Source organism: Janthinobacterium sp. BJB446, from assembly GCF_002735655.1.
Classification (GTDB): Bacteria; Pseudomonadota; Gammaproteobacteria; order Burkholderiales; family Burkholderiaceae_D; genus Janthinobacterium; species Janthinobacterium lividum.
The window spans coordinates 309,413-330,035 of record NZ_PDZK01000004.1; the positions used below are offsets into that span (position 1 = coordinate 309,413).

Consider the following 20,623-nt stretch of genomic DNA (forward strand, 5'->3'; position numbering starts at 1 on the left):
CAATCTGGCCCGCCATGCGCTTGTCGCTGCCTTTTCTGCTGATTCCAGCGGCTTGCTAGCGATGTAATCGCCTTTTTCGGCGTATTGTGGATAAGTCTGTGCGTAAGTCTGCGGATAAGCGCTGGATAGTATGGGTACAAGTGGGGATAACTGCGTTTTTGCCGTGAGTATCCCTGGCCTTGCTGTGGGTAAGCTTGTGGAAAAGCGCTGCATAGCTAGTGGAAAGCTGGTGGATAAGCCTTGTGCTTGATCAAATGACAGCCGAAAACAGGCTTCCGGCTGTCATTGCCGCATCAGAAGCGGCGATTCAGTTCGACCCACAGGCGGGCCGCGCTGCGCGACGCCAGCAGGACTGGCGTGCCGCCGATGGGCTTGGCGACATATGCGCGGGCATTCCACTGCTGCCCGCCCGCCCAGTTCACGCCCAGCCCGGCGCCGTGCAGGCGCGCGCTGTTCGGGCCAGCCGACCAGCGCTGCTGGTTCACCGTCACGCGCGCGCTGTCGAGGAAGGCCACGGCTTGCCATTGTCCCGCTTCGCTGGCGCTGAGTTCATGCCGCCATTCCGCGCTGCCAAAATAGCCGAGGTCGCCAGCTGCCGCGCCCACGTCATACGCGCGCACCGTGTACGGCCCGCCCACGCTCATCTTTTCGGACGAGTCGAGGTTGCCGTCCGCCCACTGCCCGGCGACGGTCAGATACACGGCATTGCGCTGGTCCAGGTTTTGCAGGCGCGACAGGTTGACGTTCCATTTCGCGTAATTGCCATGGCTGCGTGCGCTGAACGCGTCGTTCAGGCGCGCCAGCGGGTCGGTGATGTCGAGCTTGCCGGCTGTCGCGGCCACGCTCCAGCTGGTGATGGCGCCGGCCAGGGCAGCATCGCGGACGTCGCCGCCGAGGGTCGCGCTCAAGTTGTCCAGGCGGCGGTCACTGCGCATGGCGCTGGCGTCGATGCGGTCGCGCAAGTGCACCTGATCATATTGCAGCTGGATGGACATGTTCGCATCGCGGCTGCGCAGCAGCGGATGGCGCAGCCAGCCACTGGCGACCTGGGCCGTGCCATGCGCTTCCAGCGGGCGCATGGCGCCTTGCAGGCGGTAGCGCAAGGCGGACATGGCCACCCCGGCGCGCGTGCCGGCGCCGTTCAGCAGCAGGTCATAGCCGAGACGCGCATACGACATGCCCTTGCCCGAGCTGAGCACGCTGGCGCTGGCCACGTCGCCCTGGTGCAGCGGGTTGTACAGGTACACGGTGGCGCCAAGGCGGGCGCGGCCCGTGTAACGGTTGCCATTGTTGTCGAGGAAGGCAGCGCCAGCCATGCGCGGACCGGACCAGGCATCGACCAGCAGGTCGGAGCTGCCGACCTCGGCGCCGGGCTTGAGCGTGGCCGTGATGGCCACGTTCGGTATGTCGGACAGCAACAGCAAGCTGCGGTCGAGTTCCGCCTGGCTGATGGTCTGGCCCGCTTGCAGCGGCGCCAACGTGGCATTCAGCAAGGCGTCGCTGACGTCGCTCTGATTGGCGATGCCCACCTGGCCATAGCGCGCTTCGAGTACCTCGATGCGCACGATGCCTTGGCGGATGGTCTGGGCAGGCACGATGGCGCGCGCCAGCGGATAGCCATGGGCGCGGTAGTAGCTGGTGATGCGGGCCGCCAGTTCGCCCAGCTGCTCCAGGGACAGGGTCGTGCCGTGGGCGCTGGCGACGAGCACCTGCAAGGTGGCCGTGTCGAACGCGCTATTGCCGCTGATGTCGATCTGCGTGACGAGAAATGGCACGCTGGCGGGCAGCGGCGCGCCCTCTTTCTGTTCGATGCGCAGCGCTGGCGCGCCGGGGGGCACGTTGGCGGGCGTGGCCGGTTGCAACTGGCGCAGGATGGCGCCCGCGTCGGGCACGGCCGGGGTGGTCTGGGCGGCGGCGCATGGCGCGAAGGCCAGCAGCAGCAGGGACAGCAACGGTTGTTGCAGCAGGTGTCGCGGAGTCGATGAATGAGTCATGGTGTTATTGATTTACGTTGAGCATGTTGGCGGGCAGCTTGACGCCGCCCAAGACGACTTGCAGGGCCGGGCCGCGGCTGCCGATCTGCATGGTGGTGTTTGGCAAGGCATTGCTGGCGGCAGCCGTGCCTGCCGGGGCATCCGTCTGCGTGACGGTGATGGTGGGCGCGGCCGCCAGCGTGCCGGGACGCGTATCGGCAAAGCTGCCCAGCACTTGCGCCTGCAGTTGCACCACGGCTGCCTGGGCCGGCGGCGGCAGGCTGGCCGACGTCAGGGTCAGGGCGCCGGCATTGCCCTCGGCTTGTATGAAGGCATAGTCGTTGGAAGCCAGGCCGCTGCCGCTGATGGCGTAATTGCCAGCCGGACTGCTGGCCGTGGCCGGGCTGGTCCAGGCCAGGGTGCCGCTGGTGGCATCGGCCAGGGTATCGCCGCCCAGCAAGCCGCTGACCTTGCCGCTCAAGCCATCGGGCGTGCGGCCGCCCGTCAGGCTGGTAGCCGTGGCCGTATACAGCAAGCTGGCCTTGGCGATATCGGCCGTGATGTTGCCGGGCTGGACGATGGTGTAGTTAGCCGCGTCCGCGCCTTGCAAGATGTAACCATCGATGATGACGGTCTTGGCGCTGCCGGCATGCTTGTCGGCAAAGAATGCCGTGCCGCCCGTCACGCGCAATTCGTCGCTGCCCAGTGCCGTTACTTTGGCCGTGCCCGTCAGGGTGGCGCCGGTGGTGGCGTCGTAGACTTTATTCGCCGCAGCCACGCCAGTGATGACCACGCTGGCCTTGCCGATGTCGGCCGTGACCTTGCCCGGTTGCACGAGCTCATAGTTGCCCGCGTCCGCGCCTTGCAAGGCAAAGCCGTCGAGGGTGACGGTTTTGCCTGTTCCGGCGTGCTTGTCGGCAAAGCGGGCATTGCCGCCCGTCACGCCAAGCTGGTCGCTGCCCAGCGCCGTCACTTTGGCCGTGCCCGTCAGGGTGGCGCCCGTCGTGGCGTCGTAGACTTTATTCGCCGCAGCCACGCCAGTGATGACCACGCTGGCCTTGCCGATATCGGCCGTAACCTTGCCCGGTTGCGTCAGGTCATAGTTGCCGGCGTCCGCGCCTTGCAAGGCAAAGCCGTCGAGGGTAACAGTCTTGGCGCTGCCGGCGTTCTTGTCGGCAAAGCGGGCATTGCCGCCCGTCACGCCGAGCTGGTCGTCGCCCAGCGCCGTCACTTTGGCCGTGCCCGTCAGGGTGGCGCCGGTGGTGGCGTCATAGACTTTATTCGCCGCAGCCACGCCAGTGATGACCACGCTGGCCTTGCCGATATCGGCCGTGATGTTGTTCGGTTGCACCAGCACATAGTTGGCCGCATCCGCGCCTTGCAAGACAAAGCCGTCGAGGGTGACGGTTTTGCCTGTTCCGGCGTTCTTGTCGGCAAAGCGGGCATTGCCGCCCGTCACACCAAGCCGGTCATCGCCCAGCGCCGTTACGTTGGCCGTGCCCGTCAGGGTGGCGCCGGTGGTGGCGTCATACACTTTGTTTGCCGCGCCCACGCCGCTCACGGTGACAGTAGCATTGCCGATGTCGGCCGTGACCTTGCCCGGCTGCACCAGCACATAGTTGGCCGCGTCCGCACCCTGCAAGATAAAGCCGTCGAGGGTAACAGTCTTGGCGCTGCCGGCGTTCTTGTCGGCAAAAGATGCGCTGCCGCCGGCGACGCGCAGTTCATCGCCGCCCAGCGCCAGCACGCTGGCCTTGCCTGTCAGTGTGGCGGCCGTGGTGGCGTCATACACTTTGTTTGCCGCGCCCACGCCGCTCACGGTGACAGTAGCCTTGCCGATGTCGGCCGTGACGTTGCTCGGCTGCACCAGTACATAGTTGGCCGCATCCGCATCCGCATCCGCACCCTGCAGGCTGTAGCCATCAACGATGACGGTCTTGCCCTGACCTGCGTTCTTGTCGGCAAAACGGGCCACGCCGCCGGCCACGCTCAACTGGTCGCCGCCCAGCGCTTGTACGCTGGCTTCGCCCGTCAAGGTGGCGTCGGTGGTGGCGTCATAGATTTTATTTGCCGCGCCTACGCCGGTTACTGCCACGCTGGCCTTGCCGATGTCGGCCGTGACGTTGTTCGGCTGCACCAGCACATAGTTGGCCGCATCCGCGCCCTGCAAGGTAAAGCCGCTGAGGGTGACAGTCTTGCCCATGCCGGCGTTCTTGTCGGCAAAACGGGCGGTGCCTCCGGTTACGCTGAGCTGGTCATCGCCCAGCGCCTGCACGCCGGCCTTGCCCGTCAGGGTGGCGCCCGTGCCAGCGTCATAGACTTTATTGGCCGCTCCCACGCCCTGCACATTCAGCGTGGCGCGGTTGATGGTGGCGCTGTGCTTGCCGCCCTCCAAGGTGTAGTTGCTGGCCTGGCCCGTGCTGCCGTCCGCCAGCGCCAGCGTGCCGTTGGCCATGGCCTTTTTTCCACCCGCGTTTTTGTTGTCGAGGATACCGCTACCCGCCAGCATCAGGTTCTCGCCTTGCACCAGGCCGTTCAGTGTCAGCAGACCGGCCGCCATGCTGGCGCTGCCGTCATAGGTGCGCGTGCCGTTCAGACTGATGACGGCCCGGTTGATCGTCAGGGCGCCCGCCTGCAGATCGATGTCATACCCTTGTTGGCCGGAATACAGGTAGGTGCCGACGGAGTTGTAGAGACCGGCATCGCGGATGGCGCCGTACAGGCTATTGTTTGAGGAAAAGATTTGCCCGGAACCGGCAGCGCCGGCGACCGAATAACGGGCATTGGACAGGCCGCCCGCATAACTTTTCCCATCGTAGGTCTTGCTGACAGCATCCGAGGTGACGGTCAGGGCGGTCAGGAAGCTGCGCAGCAGCGGTGCTGTCTGGCCTTCATAGATGCGCCAGATGGCATGGCTGCCGGCGGTGGACGCCAGGTCCCAGCCGTCGAAGCTGGCTTGCGAACGCATCTGCGCAGCGCTCAGGCCGCGCACATTGCTCAGCGTGCCTTCGTTCTCGGCGATGCCGGCTGCCAGGGACTCGCCGCGCCAGAAACTGTCGCGTACCACGCCCGCGTTGTAGCCGACCAGGGCGCCCGTGCTGGCATTGCCGTGCACGTCGCCCGTCGCGTAGCTGTTGCTGACGCTATCGGTCGAGCGGGAATTGTAACCGAGCAAGCCGCCCACATCGCGGTCACCGCTCACCGCGCCGCTGGCGTAACTGTCGGCAATCGTACCGCTCTTGTTGTAGCCGACCAGGCCGCCCGCATTGTCTTCGGTGGCCGTGACATTGCCGTTGGCATAGCTGCCGCGCACGCTGGCGACAGCACCATCATAGCCGCGATTATCCCCTACCAGGCCGCCGATATTGCGCAAGCCGCTGGCATTGCCGCTGGCATAGCTGTCGATGATGCTGCCGCTATTCTGCCCGGCCAAGCCCCCCACTTTGCCACTGCTGCCGCTGACGGTGCCGCTGGCATGGCTGGCGCTGATGGTGCCGTCGAAATTCTCGCCCACCAGGCCACCGACACTGCTTTCCCCGTTGACGGTCGTCGTTGCGTAGCTATTGCTGACCAGACCTGCATTCGAACCGACCAGGCTGCCGACGGCGAAGGCGCCGTTGACGCTGCCACCGAGCAGGCCGATATTGCTGATGAGCGAAGTCCTGTCTGTATAGCCGATCAGGCCCGCATAGTCGTCGCTGGGGCGGTTGATATACAGGCCGCTGATGGTATGGCCCTGGCCATCCAGGCTTCCTGTGAACGCGTTGTGGCGCGTGCCGACGGGAACGAAGCCGGCGCCGCCCCAGACATCCTTGCCGTTCGCCGTGCCGCTGGCGTCGATGTTGCTACCCAGCACATACGCGGCGCCTGGCGCCATGGCCATCAATTGCAGTTGGTGGGCATTCTGGATGGTGGTCGAGTACTCGGATGCCAGCATCGGATATGTGGCGCCGGCCGCGCCACCGGTATTGTTCAGACCGCCGTCCACGTTGACCAGCACCCAGTTGTTGCCCGTTGCGCCAGGCGTGGTGGTGAAATTGAATCCCGTAAAACTGCTGGCCGTGCGCATTTGCGCATCCGTCAAGCCAGTGCCGCCACTCGAGCTGGCCTGGCCAGTGCCGCTGATGGACCAGAAACTGTTGCTGACCTTGTTGGAATAGGCATTACTGCCAATCAGGCCGCCGACGCCGCTGCCGCCATCGGTGAGGACCAGGCGGCCCGTGGCGAAGCTGGTGCCGACACTGCCCCAGTTGATGCCAATCAGGCCGCCAATATAAGTCTGGCCCGCCACGCTTCCCGTGGCATAGCTGTTGCTGATGCTGCCGCTATTGTTGCCGACCAGGCCACCTGTCTGAGCCTGGCTCCTGACGGTGCCGGTGGCGTGGCTATTGTCGATGCTGCCATTGTTGCGCGCCACCAGACCGCCGCTGACGGAGTAGCTATCGACGTCGAGCGCAGCATAGCTGTTGCGGATGGTGCCCGCGTTTGTGCCGACCAGGCCGCCGGCTACATACGTGGCCCAGATACTGCCGCCATTCAAGCCCACATTCTGAATCAGGGCATTCTTGGTGGTGATGGAAAACAGGCCGCTGCCCTGGTTGCGCGAGGCTCTCATACTGAGTTGATTGATCGAGTGGCCGAGCCCATCGAACACGCCGCTAAAACCCGTGTCGCCGCCGAGTGGCGCGAAGCCAACGCTCCAGCCGGCCTGCCAGCCGGCTGCGGCGGAGGCGTCGATGTTTGCGCCCAGCACATAATTCCCATCCAGCTTGCCATTAATGCCTTGCAAGTCGGTGCCAGTGACGCTGCCGGCTGCTCCCAGGGCGGTAATCACCGTGTAGCCGGTGCGCACGCCATCGGCGCCCAGTTTGGTGCTGAAGTTTTGCCCGGCGGGCAAACTCACCTGCGCGCCGCTGCCCAGCTGATATACGGCCGTGTTGCCGGCGGCAGCAGCGCCCTGGCCGTATTCCAGCGCCAGGCTGGCCGTGCCGGAACCGTTCAGGTTGGCATTGATATTGATGTTGCGCTGGGCGTTCAGGGTCAGCTGGTTGGCCGACCAGCTGACCTGGTCGTTGACGTGCACGTCGCCCGCCGTGCCGCGGCTGCCTTGCGTGCTCTGGATGACCACATTGCCGTTGCGCAGATTGTTCGTCAGGGCGGCGCCACTGATGTCGCCGCCGCTGGCGGCGATGGTGAAGTCGACCGGGTCGATCAGCCAGGTGCCGGCGCGGCCCGACGGTGCTGCCATGCTGATGCGGGCGTCGTTGCCGATCTTCACCTGGGCGGCGCTCGTTTCGATGAAGCCGCCATTGCCGCCAGCGGCGGCGCTGGCGTCCAGGGTGCCGGCCACGTGGGTGGTGCCGGCGCTCATGCCGCCGAGCAGGATGATGCTGCCGTCGCGCTGTTCCACGCCGCGCGCCTCGATGACGCCCGTGTTGTTGACGACGCTGGCCAGCAGCGAATCGCGGGCACCTGCACTCATCAGCACCTGGCCGCCATCGGCGCGGATCAGGCCGCCGTTCTCGGCCAGGTTGTTCAGGGTGCTTTGGTCGATCTGCAACTGCAGCAGGCGCGCACCGTCAAAGCTCAGGGTGGCGGCGCTGCCGGCGCCCAGGGCGACCGTGCCGAGGTGGGCCGCAATGCTGCCGTGGTTGCTCACTTGCCGGCCCAGCAGGGCGACATAGCCGCCGTCGGCTGCGCGCAGCGTGCCTTCATTGACGACCCGGCCAGTGCCATTGCCGCTAAACGCATGCTTAGCGCCGCCCAGGCTGGCGTTGTCGACGTCGAGCGTCGAGGCCACTAGGCCGCCCACATTGACTTGCGCGCCGCGGCCGAACAGCACGCCGTTCGGATTGATCAGGTACACCTGGCCATTCGCGTTGACCCTGCCGAGAATTTGCGTGCCATTGCTGTCGAAGATGCGGTTGACGGCCAGCGCGCCGGCCGAGGGCTGGACGAAGTTGACGGTTTCATTCGCGCCCACGTTAAAACTGTTCCAGTTCAGCGCTGCCTGCTGGCTCGATTGCCTGATCGTGGTGCTGTTGCCCTGCTGGCTGATGCTGGCCGTGCCTGCCACGACTTGCCCGCCCGTGGGCGCGGCCTGCGCCGGCCCTCCCAGCGCCAGCGCCGTCATGGCGGCCGCTGCCGCGGCCAGTTTGCGGCGGCTGCCCTTGCCGCGTCCGCGCGAGGTTTCCGCGACGGCGACCCAGGCGTTCAAGACGTGGCTCCAGACGAGGCGGTAGATGTGATTCAACGATCCGTGACGGTGCATGCGATGTCCTTGTTGAGATGAATGGGGAAACGCCCGCGCATCAGCGGGCATGGCCGGGCTGGCGCGAACGGGAAAGGGGGAAAGAACGGGTCAGGAACGCGGCGCGAACAAGGAGTGGCCGGTGCGGTGGCTGGCGAGTTGGTTGCGATACATGTTTTCCCTGTGCTGTGCGTGGACGGCGTCCGTTAGCGGCTGTATTTGTTGCTTTTTTAGATACGATCGTTATAAAAAGCTACAAAAATTTCTGAGCGGAAAGATATCAGAACGGGGAAATTTAAAATTGAGCAAACCTGAGCGATTCCCGACTGATTTTGTCGGGAATGCGGGAGAGAGTCAGACGGGCAGGCGCAGGACGAAACTGATGGTGCCGTCGTTGCCGGCGCTGGCCAGCGTGACCTGGCCGCCGTGCAATGCGGCGATGCGTTGCACCAGATACAGGCCCAGCCCGGCGCCGGGCTTGTGCTGGGCGATGCGGCCACGGAAATATTTCTGGAACAGGCGCGGGATTTCATCGGCAGGCAGCGGCTCGCCGTCATTGCTGACGGCAATCTGCACGTGGCCGTCCTCGAGCGTGCCGGCCTGTACGCGGATCGCCAGGGCTTGCGGCGCGTGCCGGTCGGCATTGCTCAGCAGGTTGCGCAGGGCCACGCGCAGCAGGCTGGCATCGACTACGGCGCTGGCGGGCAGCGCTTGCACGCTGGCCTCGATGCGGCCCGGCGGCCACTCGGCCAGCACGGCCGTCAGCAGGGCGGGCAAGTCGCACGGCAGGGGCCGGAAGGTTGCCGCGCTCGTTTCCATGCGGTCGGCGCTCAGGTATTCATCCACCAGCGCCGTCATGCGGCCGCTGGCTTCGCGCAGGTTCTGGCAGCGCTGCAAGGTTTTTTCCCGCGGCGCGTCCGCGTTGCGGGCAATTTGCTGGGCCGTGGTATTGATGATGGCCAATGGCGTGTGGAATTCATGCGACACCATGGCAACGAAATCCTGTTGTTCTTCGCGGGTGCGGGTTTCCACTTCCAGCGCGGCGCGCAATTCGCCCTCGAGCACGGCGCGCCGGCCGATTTCCTGCCGCAGCGCCACGGTGCGCAGCGCCACCTGCTCTTCCAGGCGTTCATTCAGGGCGCGCACGGCGCTGACCGCCTCCGCTTGCGCGCGGTCCTTGGCGCGGCGCAATTCGGCGTAGCGGCGGTTGAGGCGCAGGCTCATCAGCATCATGTGCACGAAGGCGCCCAGGGTGGCCGCATGGTTGGTCCAGAAGTTCGGTGGCACGATGGCCATATTGCGCAGGAAACTGATCACTACCCCCGCGTAAAAGATGCCGAAGATAAACAGGAAGGCATGCGCCGGACGATGCCCGCGCAGCGCCAGCCAGCTGGCCAGGGCGATGAACAGCACGATCAATGGCAAGGCCGTCATTTGCACGACGAGCACGCCAGCGGCATAGTCGCCATGCAGCACCAGCAGCGCACCGCACAGCGCGGCAGCGGCCGTCAAGCCCACCACGATGCGGCTGAAGCGGGGAGACAGGGCCGGTAATTCCAGTTGCAAGGTGGAAAAACGCGCACCGACGGCGATGGACATCGCCATCGACACGCCCAGCATGGGATCGGACAGCCAGTTCGGCATGTTGAAGATTTGCTGGGGAATGGCGATCGTCAGTGCTTCCGTCGTGGCATTCGTCAGCACGTACAGCAGATACCAGCCGCTGTGGGCTTCGCGCGTCATGCGCCAGAAAAAGATATGGAACAGGATCAAGAGCAAATAAGTGCCGAACTGCAAGCCGTAGTACAGGTATTCGCGGCGCGAGGCGTTGTCGAAGGCATCGCTGGGCAGCAAGGTCAGCTCCGTCGACATGGCCTTTTTGCTGTGCAGGCGCACCAGCCAGCGCTGTGGCGTATCGGCTTGCAGGCGCAGCGGAAACACCACCTGGCGTGCATCGATGGGCCAGTTGCTGCGCGCCACGTCGGCGCCCGCCTCCTGCAAGATCCAGTGGCCCGCCGCATCCCAGCGGTATAGCCGCACATCGTCGAGCACTGCGTTGCTGAAACGCAGGACCCATTCATCGGGGGCGGCGGCCGCGCGTGCCACGTCCAGGCGCAGCCAGACGGCGTCCTGCGTGTAGCCGGCGCTGACGGCGCCGGGCAAGGTGCGCCAGCCGGGCGCCGCCAGTGCCGCATCGGGGCCCAGCCTGCCCGTGGCATCGCGCAGCATCTGCAGGTGGCCGCTGGCGGACACGGGCTGCCCGCTGGCCGGCAGCAGCAGCGGCGCAGGCACGGGCGCTGCTGCTGCAGTGTGGGGGAACAGGGTGGCGAACAACAGGCAAATGGCGAGCAGGATTTTCATGGCGAGGCAGCTTACCACGGCCATCGGGGCAGTCAGAAAGACAACTTCCCGGCCCCACGGCGATCGGTTATCCTTGCGCCATGTTGAACCTCATCCTGCTTGAAGACGAAGCCGTGCTGCGCCACGAGCTGACCGAGTTTCTCGGCGATTGCGGTTACCGCGTCAGCGCCGTGGCCGACCTGGCCGCCTTCCATGCCTGCTACACGCCGGCTCTGCACCGCATTGCCATCATCGACCTCGGCTTGCCCGATGGCGAAGGCATGGTGCTGGTGCGCGCCTTGCGCGAGCAGGGGCTGCCCATCGGCATCGTCGTGTTTACGGCGCGCGGGGCGACGCAGGACAAGGTCAACGGACTGGGCGGTGGTGCCGATTACTACCTGCCCAAGAGCGCCGACCTGGACGAACTGGCCGCCACCCTGGGCGCGCTGGCACGGCGCCTCGGCGCGCCCCTGCCCGCCGCCGTGCCGCCGCCCGCCACGGCGTGGGTGCTGGAACTGGGACCGCGCCGCCTCTTGCCGCCCGGCTGTGGCGCTATTGCGCTGTCGCAACAGGACGTTACCGTGCTGCACGTGCTGATGGCCGAGCCGGAACGCATCGTCAGCCGCCAGCAGATCGTGCAATCGCTGGGCGAGGATTTTCTCAGCTACGACCAGCGCCGCCTGGATACGCAGATCAGCCGCTTGCGCCGCAAGGCGGAACAGGCGGCGGGCCTGGCCTTGCCCATCAATACCGCCCGCAATGCCGGCTACCGCTTCTATGCGGACGCCGAAGTGCGCCCCTGAGTTTCCCGCCTGTCGCCGCGAAAGCGCTGTGGATAAGCCTGTCGATAAGTAGGCTAGCAACTTGTTGGCAAGCTGTGTGCAGCCGGTGCACAAGTTTGCCTTGCCACATCTTCACGCGCTTTTCATGCCGCTGTGGCACCGCGCGGGCCAGGTGACGGTGGCACCTGCCTCACTCCCCCTGCCAGCCAGCCATCGCCAGCCCTCGTCAACCTTGTGTATAAACCTGTGGGCAAGTACAGCATAAGCGGTGGAAAAGCACCGTATAAATCTGTGGGCAAGCGGTGGGCAAGCGGTGGATAAATATCATCGATGAATCACACGGCGATGCGGGTCTCGAATTTGCTGCGGAAGGTGGAAAAATAGCTTTTCACGTTGCGCACATTCGCGTGCGCGGCGAACAGGCGGTGCGCCAGCGCGTGATAGGCGGGCATGTCGGCCACCTGCACCATCAGCACGAAATCGGGCCCGGGCGAGACGCGGTAGCATTGCAACACGGCGGGCTCGTCCGCCACGAGTTGTTCGAATTCCGCCATGCGCTCCGCCGCCTGCACGTCGAGCGTGATTTCCACGATGGCCGTCAGGCGCGCGCCCACCAGCTGTGGCGCGACGATGGCCACTTGCCGCTCGATGACGCCGCTTTCCCGTAAATGCTTGACCCGCCGCAAACAGGTGGGCGCCGAAACGTGCACCGCTTGCGCCAGCTCACTGTTGGTTTGCGATGCATCAATTTGCAGGGCGTTCAGGATGCGACGATCGATCTCGTCGAGGGTAATGTTGCTATCGTTCATAATTGTGATGAATTTGAAAATAAATCGATTCTAAATGAAATAATATTTCATCGTAAAATGAGTGTGAAATATTCAGTCAAAAATACACAGATTTAGAAAGCATATTTCATGCGCTCTGCATTAGCATGCGTGCATTGATTAAATTTTAGACAGAGGTTTCCATGTGCGGCATCGTCGGCGCGGTAGCGCAACGTAATATCACTCCCATCCTGGTCGAAGGCTTGAAGCGCCTGGAATACCGCGGCTATGATTCCTGCGGCATCGCCCTGCATGCGGATGGCCGTCTGCAGCGTTCGCGCTCCACCTCGCGCGTGGCCGAGCTGGAAAAGCAGATCGCCGAAGAAGGCTTGAGCGGTTTTACGGGCATCGCCCACACGCGCTGGGCCACGCATGGCGCCCCTGTCTCCTTCAATGCCCACCCGCACTTTTCCCCAACGGAAGAGAATGCCCGCGTGGCGCTGGTGCATAACGGCATCATCGAAAACCACGACGAACTGCGCGCCGAACTGACGGCCCTCGGTTACGTCTTCCAGAGCCAGACGGATACGGAAGTGATCGCCCACCTGGTCGAGCACATGTACAACGGCGACCTGTTCGAGACCGTGCAGCAGGCCGTGAAACGCCTCGACGGTGCGTATGCGATTGCCGTCTTCTGCCGCGACGAACCGCACCGCGTGGTCGCCGCGCGCCAGGGCTCGCCCCTGATCGTCGGCCTGGGCAATGGTGAAAACTTTGTCGCGTCGGACGCCATGGCGCTGGCCGGCACGACCGATCAGATCATCTACCTGGAAGAAGGCGACGTGGTCGACCTGCAACTGTCGCGCTGCTGGATCGTCGACGTCGATGGCAAGCCCGTCGAGCGCGAAGTGAAAACCGTGCATGCGCACACGGGCGCGGCAGAGCTGGGCCCGTACCGCCATTACATGCAGAAGGAAATTTTTGAACAGCCGCGCGCCATCGGCGACACGCTCGAAGGCGTGACGGGCATCATGCCGGAACTGTTCGGCGACGACGCCTATAAAATCTTCAAGCAGATCGACCGCGTGCTGATCCTCGCCTGCGGCACCAGTTCGTATGCGGGCATGACGGCCAAATACTGGATCGAGTCGATCGCCAAGGTGCCCGTCAGCGTGGAAGTGGCCAGCGAATACCGTTACCGCGACAGCGTGCCGCACCCGAACACGCTGGTCGTCACCATTTCGCAGAGCGGCGAAACGGCCGACACCCTGGCCGCCCTGAAACATGCGCGCAGCCTGGGCATGCAGCACACCTTGACCATCTGCAACGTCGCCACCAGCGCCATGGTGCGCGAATGCGCCCTGGCCTACATCACGCGCGCCGGCGTGGAAGTGGGCGTGGCCTCCACCAAAGCGTTTACCACGCAGCTGGCCGGCCTGTTCCTGCTGACCCTGTGCCTGGCGCAAGTCAATGGCCACTTGAGCGAAGAACAGGAAGCGGCGCACCTGAAAGCCATGCGCCACCTGCCCGTCGCCATCGCTTCCGTGCTGGCGCTGGAACCGCAGATCATCGCCTGGTCCGAAGAGTTCGCCCGCAAGGAAAACGCCCTCTTCCTGGGCCGTGGCATGCATTACCCGATCGCCCTGGAAGGCGCGCTGAAGCTGAAGGAAATCTCGTATATCCACGCCGAAGCGTATCCGGCCGGCGAACTGAAGCATGGCCCGCTGGCCCTGGTGACGAATGAAATGCCCGTCGTCACCATCGCGCCGAACGACGCCCTGATCGAAAAGCTGAAGTCGAACATGCAGGAAGTGCGCGCCCGCGGCGGCCAGCTGTACGTCTTCGCCGACGTCGATTCGCGCATCAGCTCCGGCGAAGGCTTGCACGTCATCCGCTTGCCCGAGCACTACGGCGATTTGTCGCCGATCCTGCACGTGGTCGCGCTGCAATTGCTCGCGTATCACACGGCACTGGCGCGCGGCACGGATGTGGACAAGCCTCGCAATCTGGCCAAATCGGTGACGGTGGAGTAAGCAGGCGGGATTGCGCCTTTCTCTGGCGGCGTGGTGCCGCCAGAGAGGCGCTCGTCACACCGGATGCTCAAAGGCCTGGGCCGGTGCGAGCACGGTACTGCTCTATCCACTTCACGGATTGTGCGATGCCGCCAAAGGGAAAGAAATGCAGGCTGACCTCGCCATGTGCTGCGGTCAGCCCATTGGCCAGGCGCTCGACAAACAGATCCGGTCCTGCCGTGCCGAACAGCTTGCCGATGGACACGCCGTACTTGGACCACATCGATGCGCAGGCGCTGACGCCGCACACGGCGGCATAACGGGCCAGCACCGCGATGCTCGCGGGGCCCGGCACGCCCACGCGCACGGGATGGTCAATGCCACGCTCGCGCAGCGTTTTCAACCACGTCAACACGATGTCGGCATCAAACGCAAACTGCGTGACGATCAAGGGCGCCATGCCCCGCTTGCCGATGCTGTCGCACTTGCGTTCAAGCACCTCCCACTGTTCGGCCGTGCTCATGACCGGATGGCCTTCCGGGTGGCCACCCACGCCGATCACCTGCATGCCCGCGCGCTCGAACACGCCTGTGTCGATCAGCGCGGCACTGTCGGAAAACGGTCCCATCGCGGTGGATGGATCGCCGGCGATCACGAAGCAGCGCTCGACGCCGGCTTCGGCGACTGCGCGCTGGATGAACGACTCAAACTCGGCAAGCGAGGCAATCCGGCGCGCAGACAGGTGCAGCATGGGTTCAAAGCCGAGGCTGCGCACGGTCCGCGCCGCGGCCAGCCGCGCGTCGTTATCCTCGCGTGGCAGGTAGGGAATGGCAATGGTGGACGCGGGCGCTATCCGCGGCGCCGCCGCGTTCAATGCCGGCATGTCCTTCGCACTGACTTCCAGGGAATAGGCGTGCGTGATGTGGCCAGCGGCCCTGAGCTGTGCTGGATGCATCAAGAGATGACCCATGGCGTCGCTGCGGTCATTGCGCACTGGCGCTGGCAGGCTGGCGCGCCAGTGCGATGAAGGCCCGCACGTAGTCGATGGCGGTGTCCGTCTCGCGTGCCCCCAGGAAAATCTGCTTGGCGATGCCGTGCACACCCAGCCGCACAGGCACCACGTCCATCTTGGCCGCGTATTCCTCGACCAGCCAGCGCGGCAGGGCGGCCACGCCGCGGCCGCTGGCTACCATCTGCAGCATGATGTCGGTGGTTTCGATGGCTTTGTGGCGCTTGGGCGTGACACCGGCCGGCAGCAGGAACTGGTTATAGATGTCCAGGCGCTCGATGTCCACGGGGTAGCTGATAAGCACTTCCCGGGTCAGCTGCTGAGGCTGCACATAGGCCGCCGAAGCCAGGGCATGGCCCTTGGCCACGACGAGCACCTGCTCGTAGTCGAACACGGGTTCGAATGTCAGCCCTGGCTTGTACAGCGGGTCGGGCGTGACCAGCAAGTCGATTTCGTAGCCGAACAGCGCGCCGATCCCGCCGAACTGGAACTTTTGCTTGACGTCCACATCCACGTCGGGCCATGCGGCCAGATACGGCGACACCACCTTCAGCAGCCACTGGTAGCAAGGGTGGCACTCCATGCCGATGCGCAGCGCACCGCGCTCGCCCTGCGCGAACTGGCCCAGGCGCTCTTCGGCCAGGTCCAGTTGCGGCAGCACCCGGTTCGCCACCGCCAGCAGATACTGGCCGGCCTGCGTCAGGCGCAGGTTGCGCCCTTCGCGCAGCCAGACGTCGGTGCCCAGTTGCTGTTCCAGTTTCTTCATGCTGTGGCTCAGGGCCGACTGGGTCAGGTGCAGCACGCCTGCGGCGGCCGTCAGCGACCCTTGTTTCTCGACCTGCTGGACGATGCTGAGGTGGATGCGTTCAAGCATTGAGATGAGCCATGTTCATGGATGTATGAAATAAGACCATTATACTTCATCGATTCCCGCCGCTATCATCGATTCCCTTGTTGCCTGCACTCTTACGGCCCTGGCGCATCCATCCACATGAAAGCAAACATGACACGTCCACTTCGTTTAGTCGCGGTTTCCGGCGGGCTGCAACGCCCTTCCAAGGCGGCCGCCCTGGCCGAGCACCTGATGGACCTGATCGCCGACGAAGTGCTGTGCGAACAACGCCTGGTCGAACTGGGCCAGCTCGCACCGCAGCTTGCCGGCGCGGTCTGGCGCTCCCACCTGCCCGAGACGGTGGAGCGGGAACTTGCAGCGGTCGAGCAAGCCGACATCCTGGTGGTGGCAACACCGGTCTACCGCGGCGCGTACACGGGACTGTTCAAGCACTTCTTCGATTTTATTGACCAGGATGCCTTGATCGACAAGCCGGTCCTGCTGGCGGCCACCGGCGGCAGCGAGCGCCATGCCCTGATGATCGACCACCAGTTGCGGCCGCTGTTCAGCTTTTTCCAGGCACGCACATTACCGCTGGGTGTGTATGCGACCGACAAGGATTTCCTCGACTACCGCCTGCAGGACGAAGCCCTGATCCAGCGGGCCACGCTGGCAGTGCAACGGGCATTGCCCTTGCTCGACTTGACGCGGCATGCGAGATCTGCCACTGCTGAAGAGCTGGTCGCAGCCTGATACGCATCACGACGCTCAGCCATCAACACATACATTATTCGCAAAAATCAGGACACCAGATCACCATGAGCAAAGATTTTATATTCAGTATCAAGAGCATTGTTTTCGATGAAAACTATCATCCATCGGACAATACGCGCCTGACGACCAACTTTGCCAATCTGGCCCGGGGAAACAGTCGCCAGGAAAACCTGCGCAATACCCTGAGGATGATAGACAACCGTTTCAACAACCTGGCGCATTGGGACAACCCGAACGGCGACCGCTATTCGGTAGAGCTTGAAATCATCTCGGTGGAGCTGAATATTGATGTCGAAGGCAGTAATATCCCGTTGATCGAGATATTGAAACCGACCGTTATCGACAAAAAAACCGGTGAACGCATCGAGGGGATCGCGGGGAATAATTTTTCCTCCTACGTGCGCGATTACGACTTCAGCGTGCTGCTGCCTGAGCATAACAACAATCAATCCACCTTCACCGCTCCCGACGATTTCGGCGATTTTCATGGCAAGCTGTTCCGGCACTTTGTCAAATCACATACGTACAAAGAGCGCTTCAGCAAGCCACCTGTCATCTGCATCAGCGCCTCGAGTAGCAAGGTCTATCACCGGACCGGGAATCAGCATCCCGTATTGGGCATCGAGTATCAACAAAATGAATTTTCCTCGACGGATCAATATTTTGAAAAAATGGGCATGCAGGTTCGCTACTTCATGCCGCCAGATAGCGCCGCCCCCTTGGCGTTTTATTTCATCGGCGACCTGCTGGGCGACTACACCAATCTTGAGTTGATCGCCACCATCAGCACGATGGAGACGTTCCAGAAGATTTACCGCCCCGAGATTTACAACGCCAATTCGGCGGCAGGCAAGTCGTATCAGCCGAGCCTGAAGAACCAGGACTATTCATTGACGCAGATTGTCTATGACCGGGAAGAGCGCAGCCAGCTGGCAGTCAAGCAGGGCAAATATACGGAAGAGCATTTCATCAAGCCATACAAAAATGTCCTTGAACAGTGGACTGCCAGCTACGCTCTCTGACCAACCAACACACGAAATCACCACCATGAAAAAATTATTGCCTACCTCGACCGCCGGCAGCTTGCCGAAACCTTCCTGGCTTGCCCAACCTGAAAAACTCTGGTCGCCGTGGAAATTGCAGGACGAGGAATTAATCGAGGGCAAACAGGATGCCTTGCGTTTGTCACTGCAGGAACAGCAGCAGGCAGGCATCGATATTGTCAGCGATGGCGAGCAGACGCGTCAGCATTTTGTCACCACGTTCATCGAGCATCTGAGCGGCGTCGATTTTGACAAACGCGAGACCGTCAGAATCCGCGACCGCTATGATGCGAGTGTGCCGACCGTCGTTGGCGCGGTAAGCCGTTCGCAGCCGGTGTTTGTTGAAGACGCCAAGTTTTTACGCCAGCAAACCACGCAGCCGATCAAATGGGCCCTGCCAGGTCCGATGACGATGATCGATACGCTGTATGACAGCCACTACAAGAGCCGCGAAAAACTGGCCTGGGAATTTGCCAAGATCCTCAATCAGGAAGCCCGGGAGTTGGAGGCGGCTGGCGTCGACATCATCCAGTTTGACGAACCCGCATTCAATGTCTTTTTTGATGAGGTGAATGACTGGGGGATTGCCACCCTGGAGCGGGCGATCGAAGGGCTCAAGTGCGAAACGGCCGTGCATATTTGCTATGGTTACGGCATCAAGGCCAATACGGACTGGAAAAATACGCTGGGGTCCGAATGGCGTCAATACGAGGAATCTTTCCCCAAGCTGCAGAAATCGAATATCGACATCATCTCGCTGGAATGCCACAACTCGCGTGTTCCCATCGACCTGATTGAACTCATACGCGGTAAAAAAGTGATGGTTGGGGCCATCGACGTGGCATCCAATACCATTGAAACGCCGGAGGAAGTGGCCAACACCCTGCGCAAGGCGCTGCGCTTTGTCGATGCCGACAAACTCTATCCAAGCACCAACTGCGGCATGGCGCCCTTGTCTCGTCACGTAGCCAGAGGCAAACTCAATGCGCTCAGTGCAGGCGCAGACATCATCCGGAGAGAACTCTCGGCCTAGCCGCGTCGTGTCAAATTTGATTGTTGATTGACATGGATCAGATCGCGTAACAGGAAGCAGCCCATGCTGCATGACGCCACAGGCACCGAGAGGCGCCTGTGGCGTTGCTGCCTTAGAACTCTTCCCAGTCGGATGACGCCGTGGCGGCTGGCGCAGCTTTCCTGGCCGCCGGCACGCGCAGGGCGACGGCTTGCTGGTGCGGTACGGTTGTCGCGGCGATTGCCGGCTTGCTTGCCGGTGCGCCGGCTTCCAGCTTGAAGGCGCTCACCACCTGCGCCAACGTAGCCGCCTGCTCCTGCATGGCAGCGGCGGCGGCCGCCGATTCTTCCACCAGGGCCGCGTTTTGCTGGGTGACGTTGTCCATCTCGCTGATGGCCTGGTTGATTTGCTCGATGCCGGCCGTCTGTTCCGCGCTGGCCGAGGTGATTTCTTCCATGATGTCGGTAACGCGGCGCACGCTGTCGACCAGGTCGCTCATGGTGTTGCCGGCCTGATGCACGAGCTCGCTGCCCGCCGCCACGGTCTGGGTCGAGTCGTCGATCAGGGTCTTGATTTCCTTGGCCGCGGCAGCGGAGCGGTGCGCCAGGCTGCGCACTTCCGTGGCTACGACGGCAAAGCCGCGGCCCTGCTCGCCCGCGCGCGCCGCTTCCACGGCCGCGTTCAAGGCCAGAATGTTGGTCTGGAAGGCGATGCCATCGATGACGCCGATGATGTCGGCAATCTTGTTTGACGAAGCGTCGATTTGCCGCATGGTCGCCACCACTTGCGCGATGACGGCGCCGCCGCGCTGCGCCACGCCGGAGGCCGTATCGGCCAGCACATGCGCCTGGCGCGCATTGTCGGCATTCTGTTTGACGGTCGAGGTCAGTTCTTCCATGGAAGAGGCTGTCTCTTCCAGCGAACTGGCTTGCTGCTCCGTGCGCGCAGACAGGTCCAGGCTGCCTGCCGCTACTTCGGACGAGGCCGAGGCGATCGTTTCCGTGCCGGCGCGCACCGTGCCCACCGTTTGCGCCAGGTTGTCGTTCATGCGCTTGAGTGCCTGCAACAGTTGCCCCATTTCATCGCGTGACTGCACGGTGATCTGGCTGCGCAAATCGCCTGCGGCCACCGTGTTGGCCACCTGCAGCGCCGTGGTGACGGGGCCGGTGATCGAGCGCGTGATGCCATACGCCAACGCCGCCGCGATGGCCAGTGCCGCCAGCGACATGCCGATCAGCAAGGTGCGCGTATTGGCATAAGTGGCATTGGCGTTGTCGCCCGCCGTGTTGGCCAGGGTGTTTTGCAAGCTGATCTGTTCAGCAATCAACTGTTTATAGACGAGCAATACGGGACGCAGCTGGCCGTACAGGTAGGCGCTGCTGTCGTCCGGCGTGCCGCTACGGATCAGTTCAAGCAAGGCCTCCTGCCCCTGCGCGTAGCGGGTGTTGGCGTCGTTCATCTTGGCCAGCAACGCGCGCTCTCGGTCGGAATCGAGCATGTTCGCGAGCTTGCCGAGATTGCCGGCCGCCGCCTGGCGCGCAGCCAGGATGGCGTCCGTTTGTTTGCGCTGGTCGGCCGGATCGGCGCTGAGCATCATGTTGCGCAGCGCAATGGCGATATCGTTGATGTTGGCCGACACGCTGTTGGCGAGCTCGATCTTGGGCATGCTGTCATGCACGATATGGCCGGTGCCCTGGTTGATCTTGCCCAGCATGGCGATGCCCAGGCAAGAGATGATGATCAGCATGGCGCCGATGGTGCCAAAGCCTGTGGCGAGGCGTGTGCCGATGGTCAGGTGGGATAAAAACTTCATGGCTGTCTCAATACGG

12 protein-coding genes are annotated in these 20,623 nt (G+C 63.2%); 5 read left to right on the forward strand and 7 right to left on the reverse strand.

Annotated elements, in window-relative coordinates; all coding sequences use genetic code 11:
• Positions 1-293 precede the first annotated feature (293 nt).
• The 3 genes from CSQ92_RS23495 to CSQ92_RS23505 form a co-directional block, all read right to left on the reverse strand.
• Positions 294-1,994 (reverse strand): ShlB/FhaC/HecB family hemolysin secretion/activation protein, encoded by a 1,701-nt coding sequence (locus CSQ92_RS23495; RefSeq protein WP_099395534.1) that lies wholly within the window; start codon positions 1,992-1,994, stop codon positions 294-296.
• Positions 1,995-1,998: 4 nt separating this feature from the next.
• Positions 1,999-8,244, reverse strand: a complete 6,246-nt coding sequence (locus CSQ92_RS23500) for a YDG domain-containing protein (RefSeq protein WP_180277097.1) — start codon at positions 8,242-8,244, stop codon at positions 1,999-2,001.
• Between the two features lie 333 nt (positions 8,245-8,577).
• Positions 8,578-10,584, reverse strand: a complete 2,007-nt coding sequence (locus CSQ92_RS23505) for a sensor histidine kinase (RefSeq protein WP_180277098.1) — start codon at positions 10,582-10,584, stop codon at positions 8,578-8,580.
• 80 nt (positions 10,585-10,664) lie between these two features.
• On the opposite strand from CSQ92_RS23505, the gene CSQ92_RS23510 reads away from it, so the two are divergent.
• Positions 10,665-11,366: a response regulator transcription factor gene (locus CSQ92_RS23510; RefSeq protein ID WP_099395537.1), complete on the forward strand. Its 702-nt coding sequence runs from the start codon at positions 10,665-10,667 to the stop codon at positions 11,364-11,366.
• A gap of 314 nt (positions 11,367-11,680) precedes the next feature.
• Here CSQ92_RS23510 and CSQ92_RS23515 read toward each other — a convergent pair whose 3' ends face one another.
• Positions 11,681-12,154, reverse strand: coding sequence for an Lrp/AsnC family transcriptional regulator (locus tag CSQ92_RS23515; protein ID WP_070257839.1), 474 nt, complete (start codon positions 12,152-12,154; stop codon positions 11,681-11,683).
• A 161-nt stretch (positions 12,155-12,315) separates the two neighbouring features.
• Here CSQ92_RS23515 and glmS point away from each other — a divergent pair, with 161 nt between their 5' ends.
• Positions 12,316-14,145, forward strand: coding sequence for a glutamine--fructose-6-phosphate transaminase (isomerizing) (gene glmS / locus CSQ92_RS23520; RefSeq protein WP_034782627.1), 1,830 nt, complete (start codon positions 12,316-12,318; stop codon positions 14,143-14,145).
• A 67-nt stretch (positions 14,146-14,212) separates the two neighbouring features.
• Here the strand turns inward: glmS and CSQ92_RS23525 are convergent, their stop codons facing one another.
• Both CSQ92_RS23525 and CSQ92_RS23530 read right to left on the reverse strand, forming a co-directional pair.
• Entirely contained in the window at positions 14,213-15,094 is an 882-nt protein-coding gene (locus CSQ92_RS23525) for a methylenetetrahydrofolate reductase (protein ID WP_099395606.1), read from the reverse strand.
• A gap of 13 nt (positions 15,095-15,107) precedes the next feature.
• Positions 15,108-16,007, reverse strand: a complete 900-nt coding sequence (locus CSQ92_RS23530; protein ID WP_099395538.1) for a LysR family transcriptional regulator — start codon at positions 16,005-16,007, stop codon at positions 15,108-15,110.
• 129 nt (positions 16,008-16,136) lie between these two features.
• Between CSQ92_RS23530 and msuE the strand changes: the two genes are divergently transcribed.
• The 3 genes from msuE to CSQ92_RS23545 all read left to right on the forward strand — a co-directional run bounded on the left by msuE (position 16,137) and on the right by CSQ92_RS23545 (position 18,815).
• Positions 16,137-16,718 (forward strand): FMN reductase, encoded by a 582-nt coding sequence (gene msuE, locus CSQ92_RS23535; protein ID WP_099395539.1) that lies wholly within the window; start codon positions 16,137-16,139, stop codon positions 16,716-16,718.
• Positions 16,719-16,783: 65 nt separating this feature from the next.
• Positions 16,784-17,761 (forward strand): DUF1852 domain-containing protein, encoded by a 978-nt coding sequence (locus tag CSQ92_RS23540; protein ID WP_099395540.1) that lies wholly within the window; start codon positions 16,784-16,786, stop codon positions 17,759-17,761.
• Between the two features lie 25 nt (positions 17,762-17,786).
• Positions 17,787-18,815: a methionine synthase gene (locus CSQ92_RS23545; protein ID WP_099395541.1), complete on the forward strand. Its 1,029-nt coding sequence runs from the start codon at positions 17,787-17,789 to the stop codon at positions 18,813-18,815.
• A gap of 112 nt (positions 18,816-18,927) precedes the next feature.
• On the opposite strand, the gene CSQ92_RS23550 is transcribed toward CSQ92_RS23545, so the two are convergent.
• Positions 18,928-20,607 (reverse strand): methyl-accepting chemotaxis protein, encoded by a 1,680-nt coding sequence (locus CSQ92_RS23550; protein WP_099395542.1) that lies wholly within the window; start codon positions 20,605-20,607, stop codon positions 18,928-18,930.
• Positions 20,608-20,623 lie beyond the last annotated feature (16 nt).

Coding starts and splice junctions, on each gene's coding strand:
- CSQ92_RS23540 (WP_099395540.1), top strand. CDS start 16,784: ATGAGCAAAGATTTTATATTCAGTATCAAGAGCATTGTTTTCGATGAA.
- CSQ92_RS23530 (WP_099395538.1), bottom strand. CDS start 16,007: ATGCTTGAACGCATCCACCTCAGCATCGTCCAGCAGGTCGAGAAACAA.
- CSQ92_RS23510 (WP_099395537.1), top strand. CDS start 10,665: ATGTTGAACCTCATCCTGCTTGAAGACGAAGCCGTGCTGCGCCACGAG.
- CSQ92_RS23545 (WP_099395541.1), top strand. CDS start 17,787: ATGAAAAAATTATTGCCTACCTCGACCGCCGGCAGCTTGCCGAAACCT.
- CSQ92_RS23505 (WP_180277098.1), bottom strand. CDS start 10,584: ATGAAAATCCTGCTCGCCATTTGCCTGTTGTTCGCCACCCTGTTCCCC.
- CSQ92_RS23500 (WP_180277097.1), bottom strand. CDS start 8,244: ATGCACCGTCACGGATCGTTGAATCACATCTACCGCCTCGTCTGGAGC.
- CSQ92_RS23495 (WP_099395534.1), bottom strand. CDS start 1,994: ATGACTCATTCATCGACTCCGCGACACCTGCTGCAACAACCGTTGCTG.
- msuE (WP_099395539.1), top strand. CDS start 16,137: ATGACACGTCCACTTCGTTTAGTCGCGGTTTCCGGCGGGCTGCAACGC.
- CSQ92_RS23525 (WP_099395606.1), bottom strand. CDS start 15,094: ATGGGTCATCTCTTGATGCATCCAGCACAGCTCAGGGCCGCTGGCCAC.
- CSQ92_RS23550 (WP_099395542.1), bottom strand. CDS start 20,607: ATGAAGTTTTTATCCCACCTGACCATCGGCACACGCCTCGCCACAGGC.
- CSQ92_RS23515 (WP_070257839.1), bottom strand. CDS start 12,154: ATGAACGATAGCAACATTACCCTCGACGAGATCGATCGTCGCATCCTG.
- glmS (WP_034782627.1), top strand. CDS start 12,316: ATGTGCGGCATCGTCGGCGCGGTAGCGCAACGTAATATCACTCCCATC.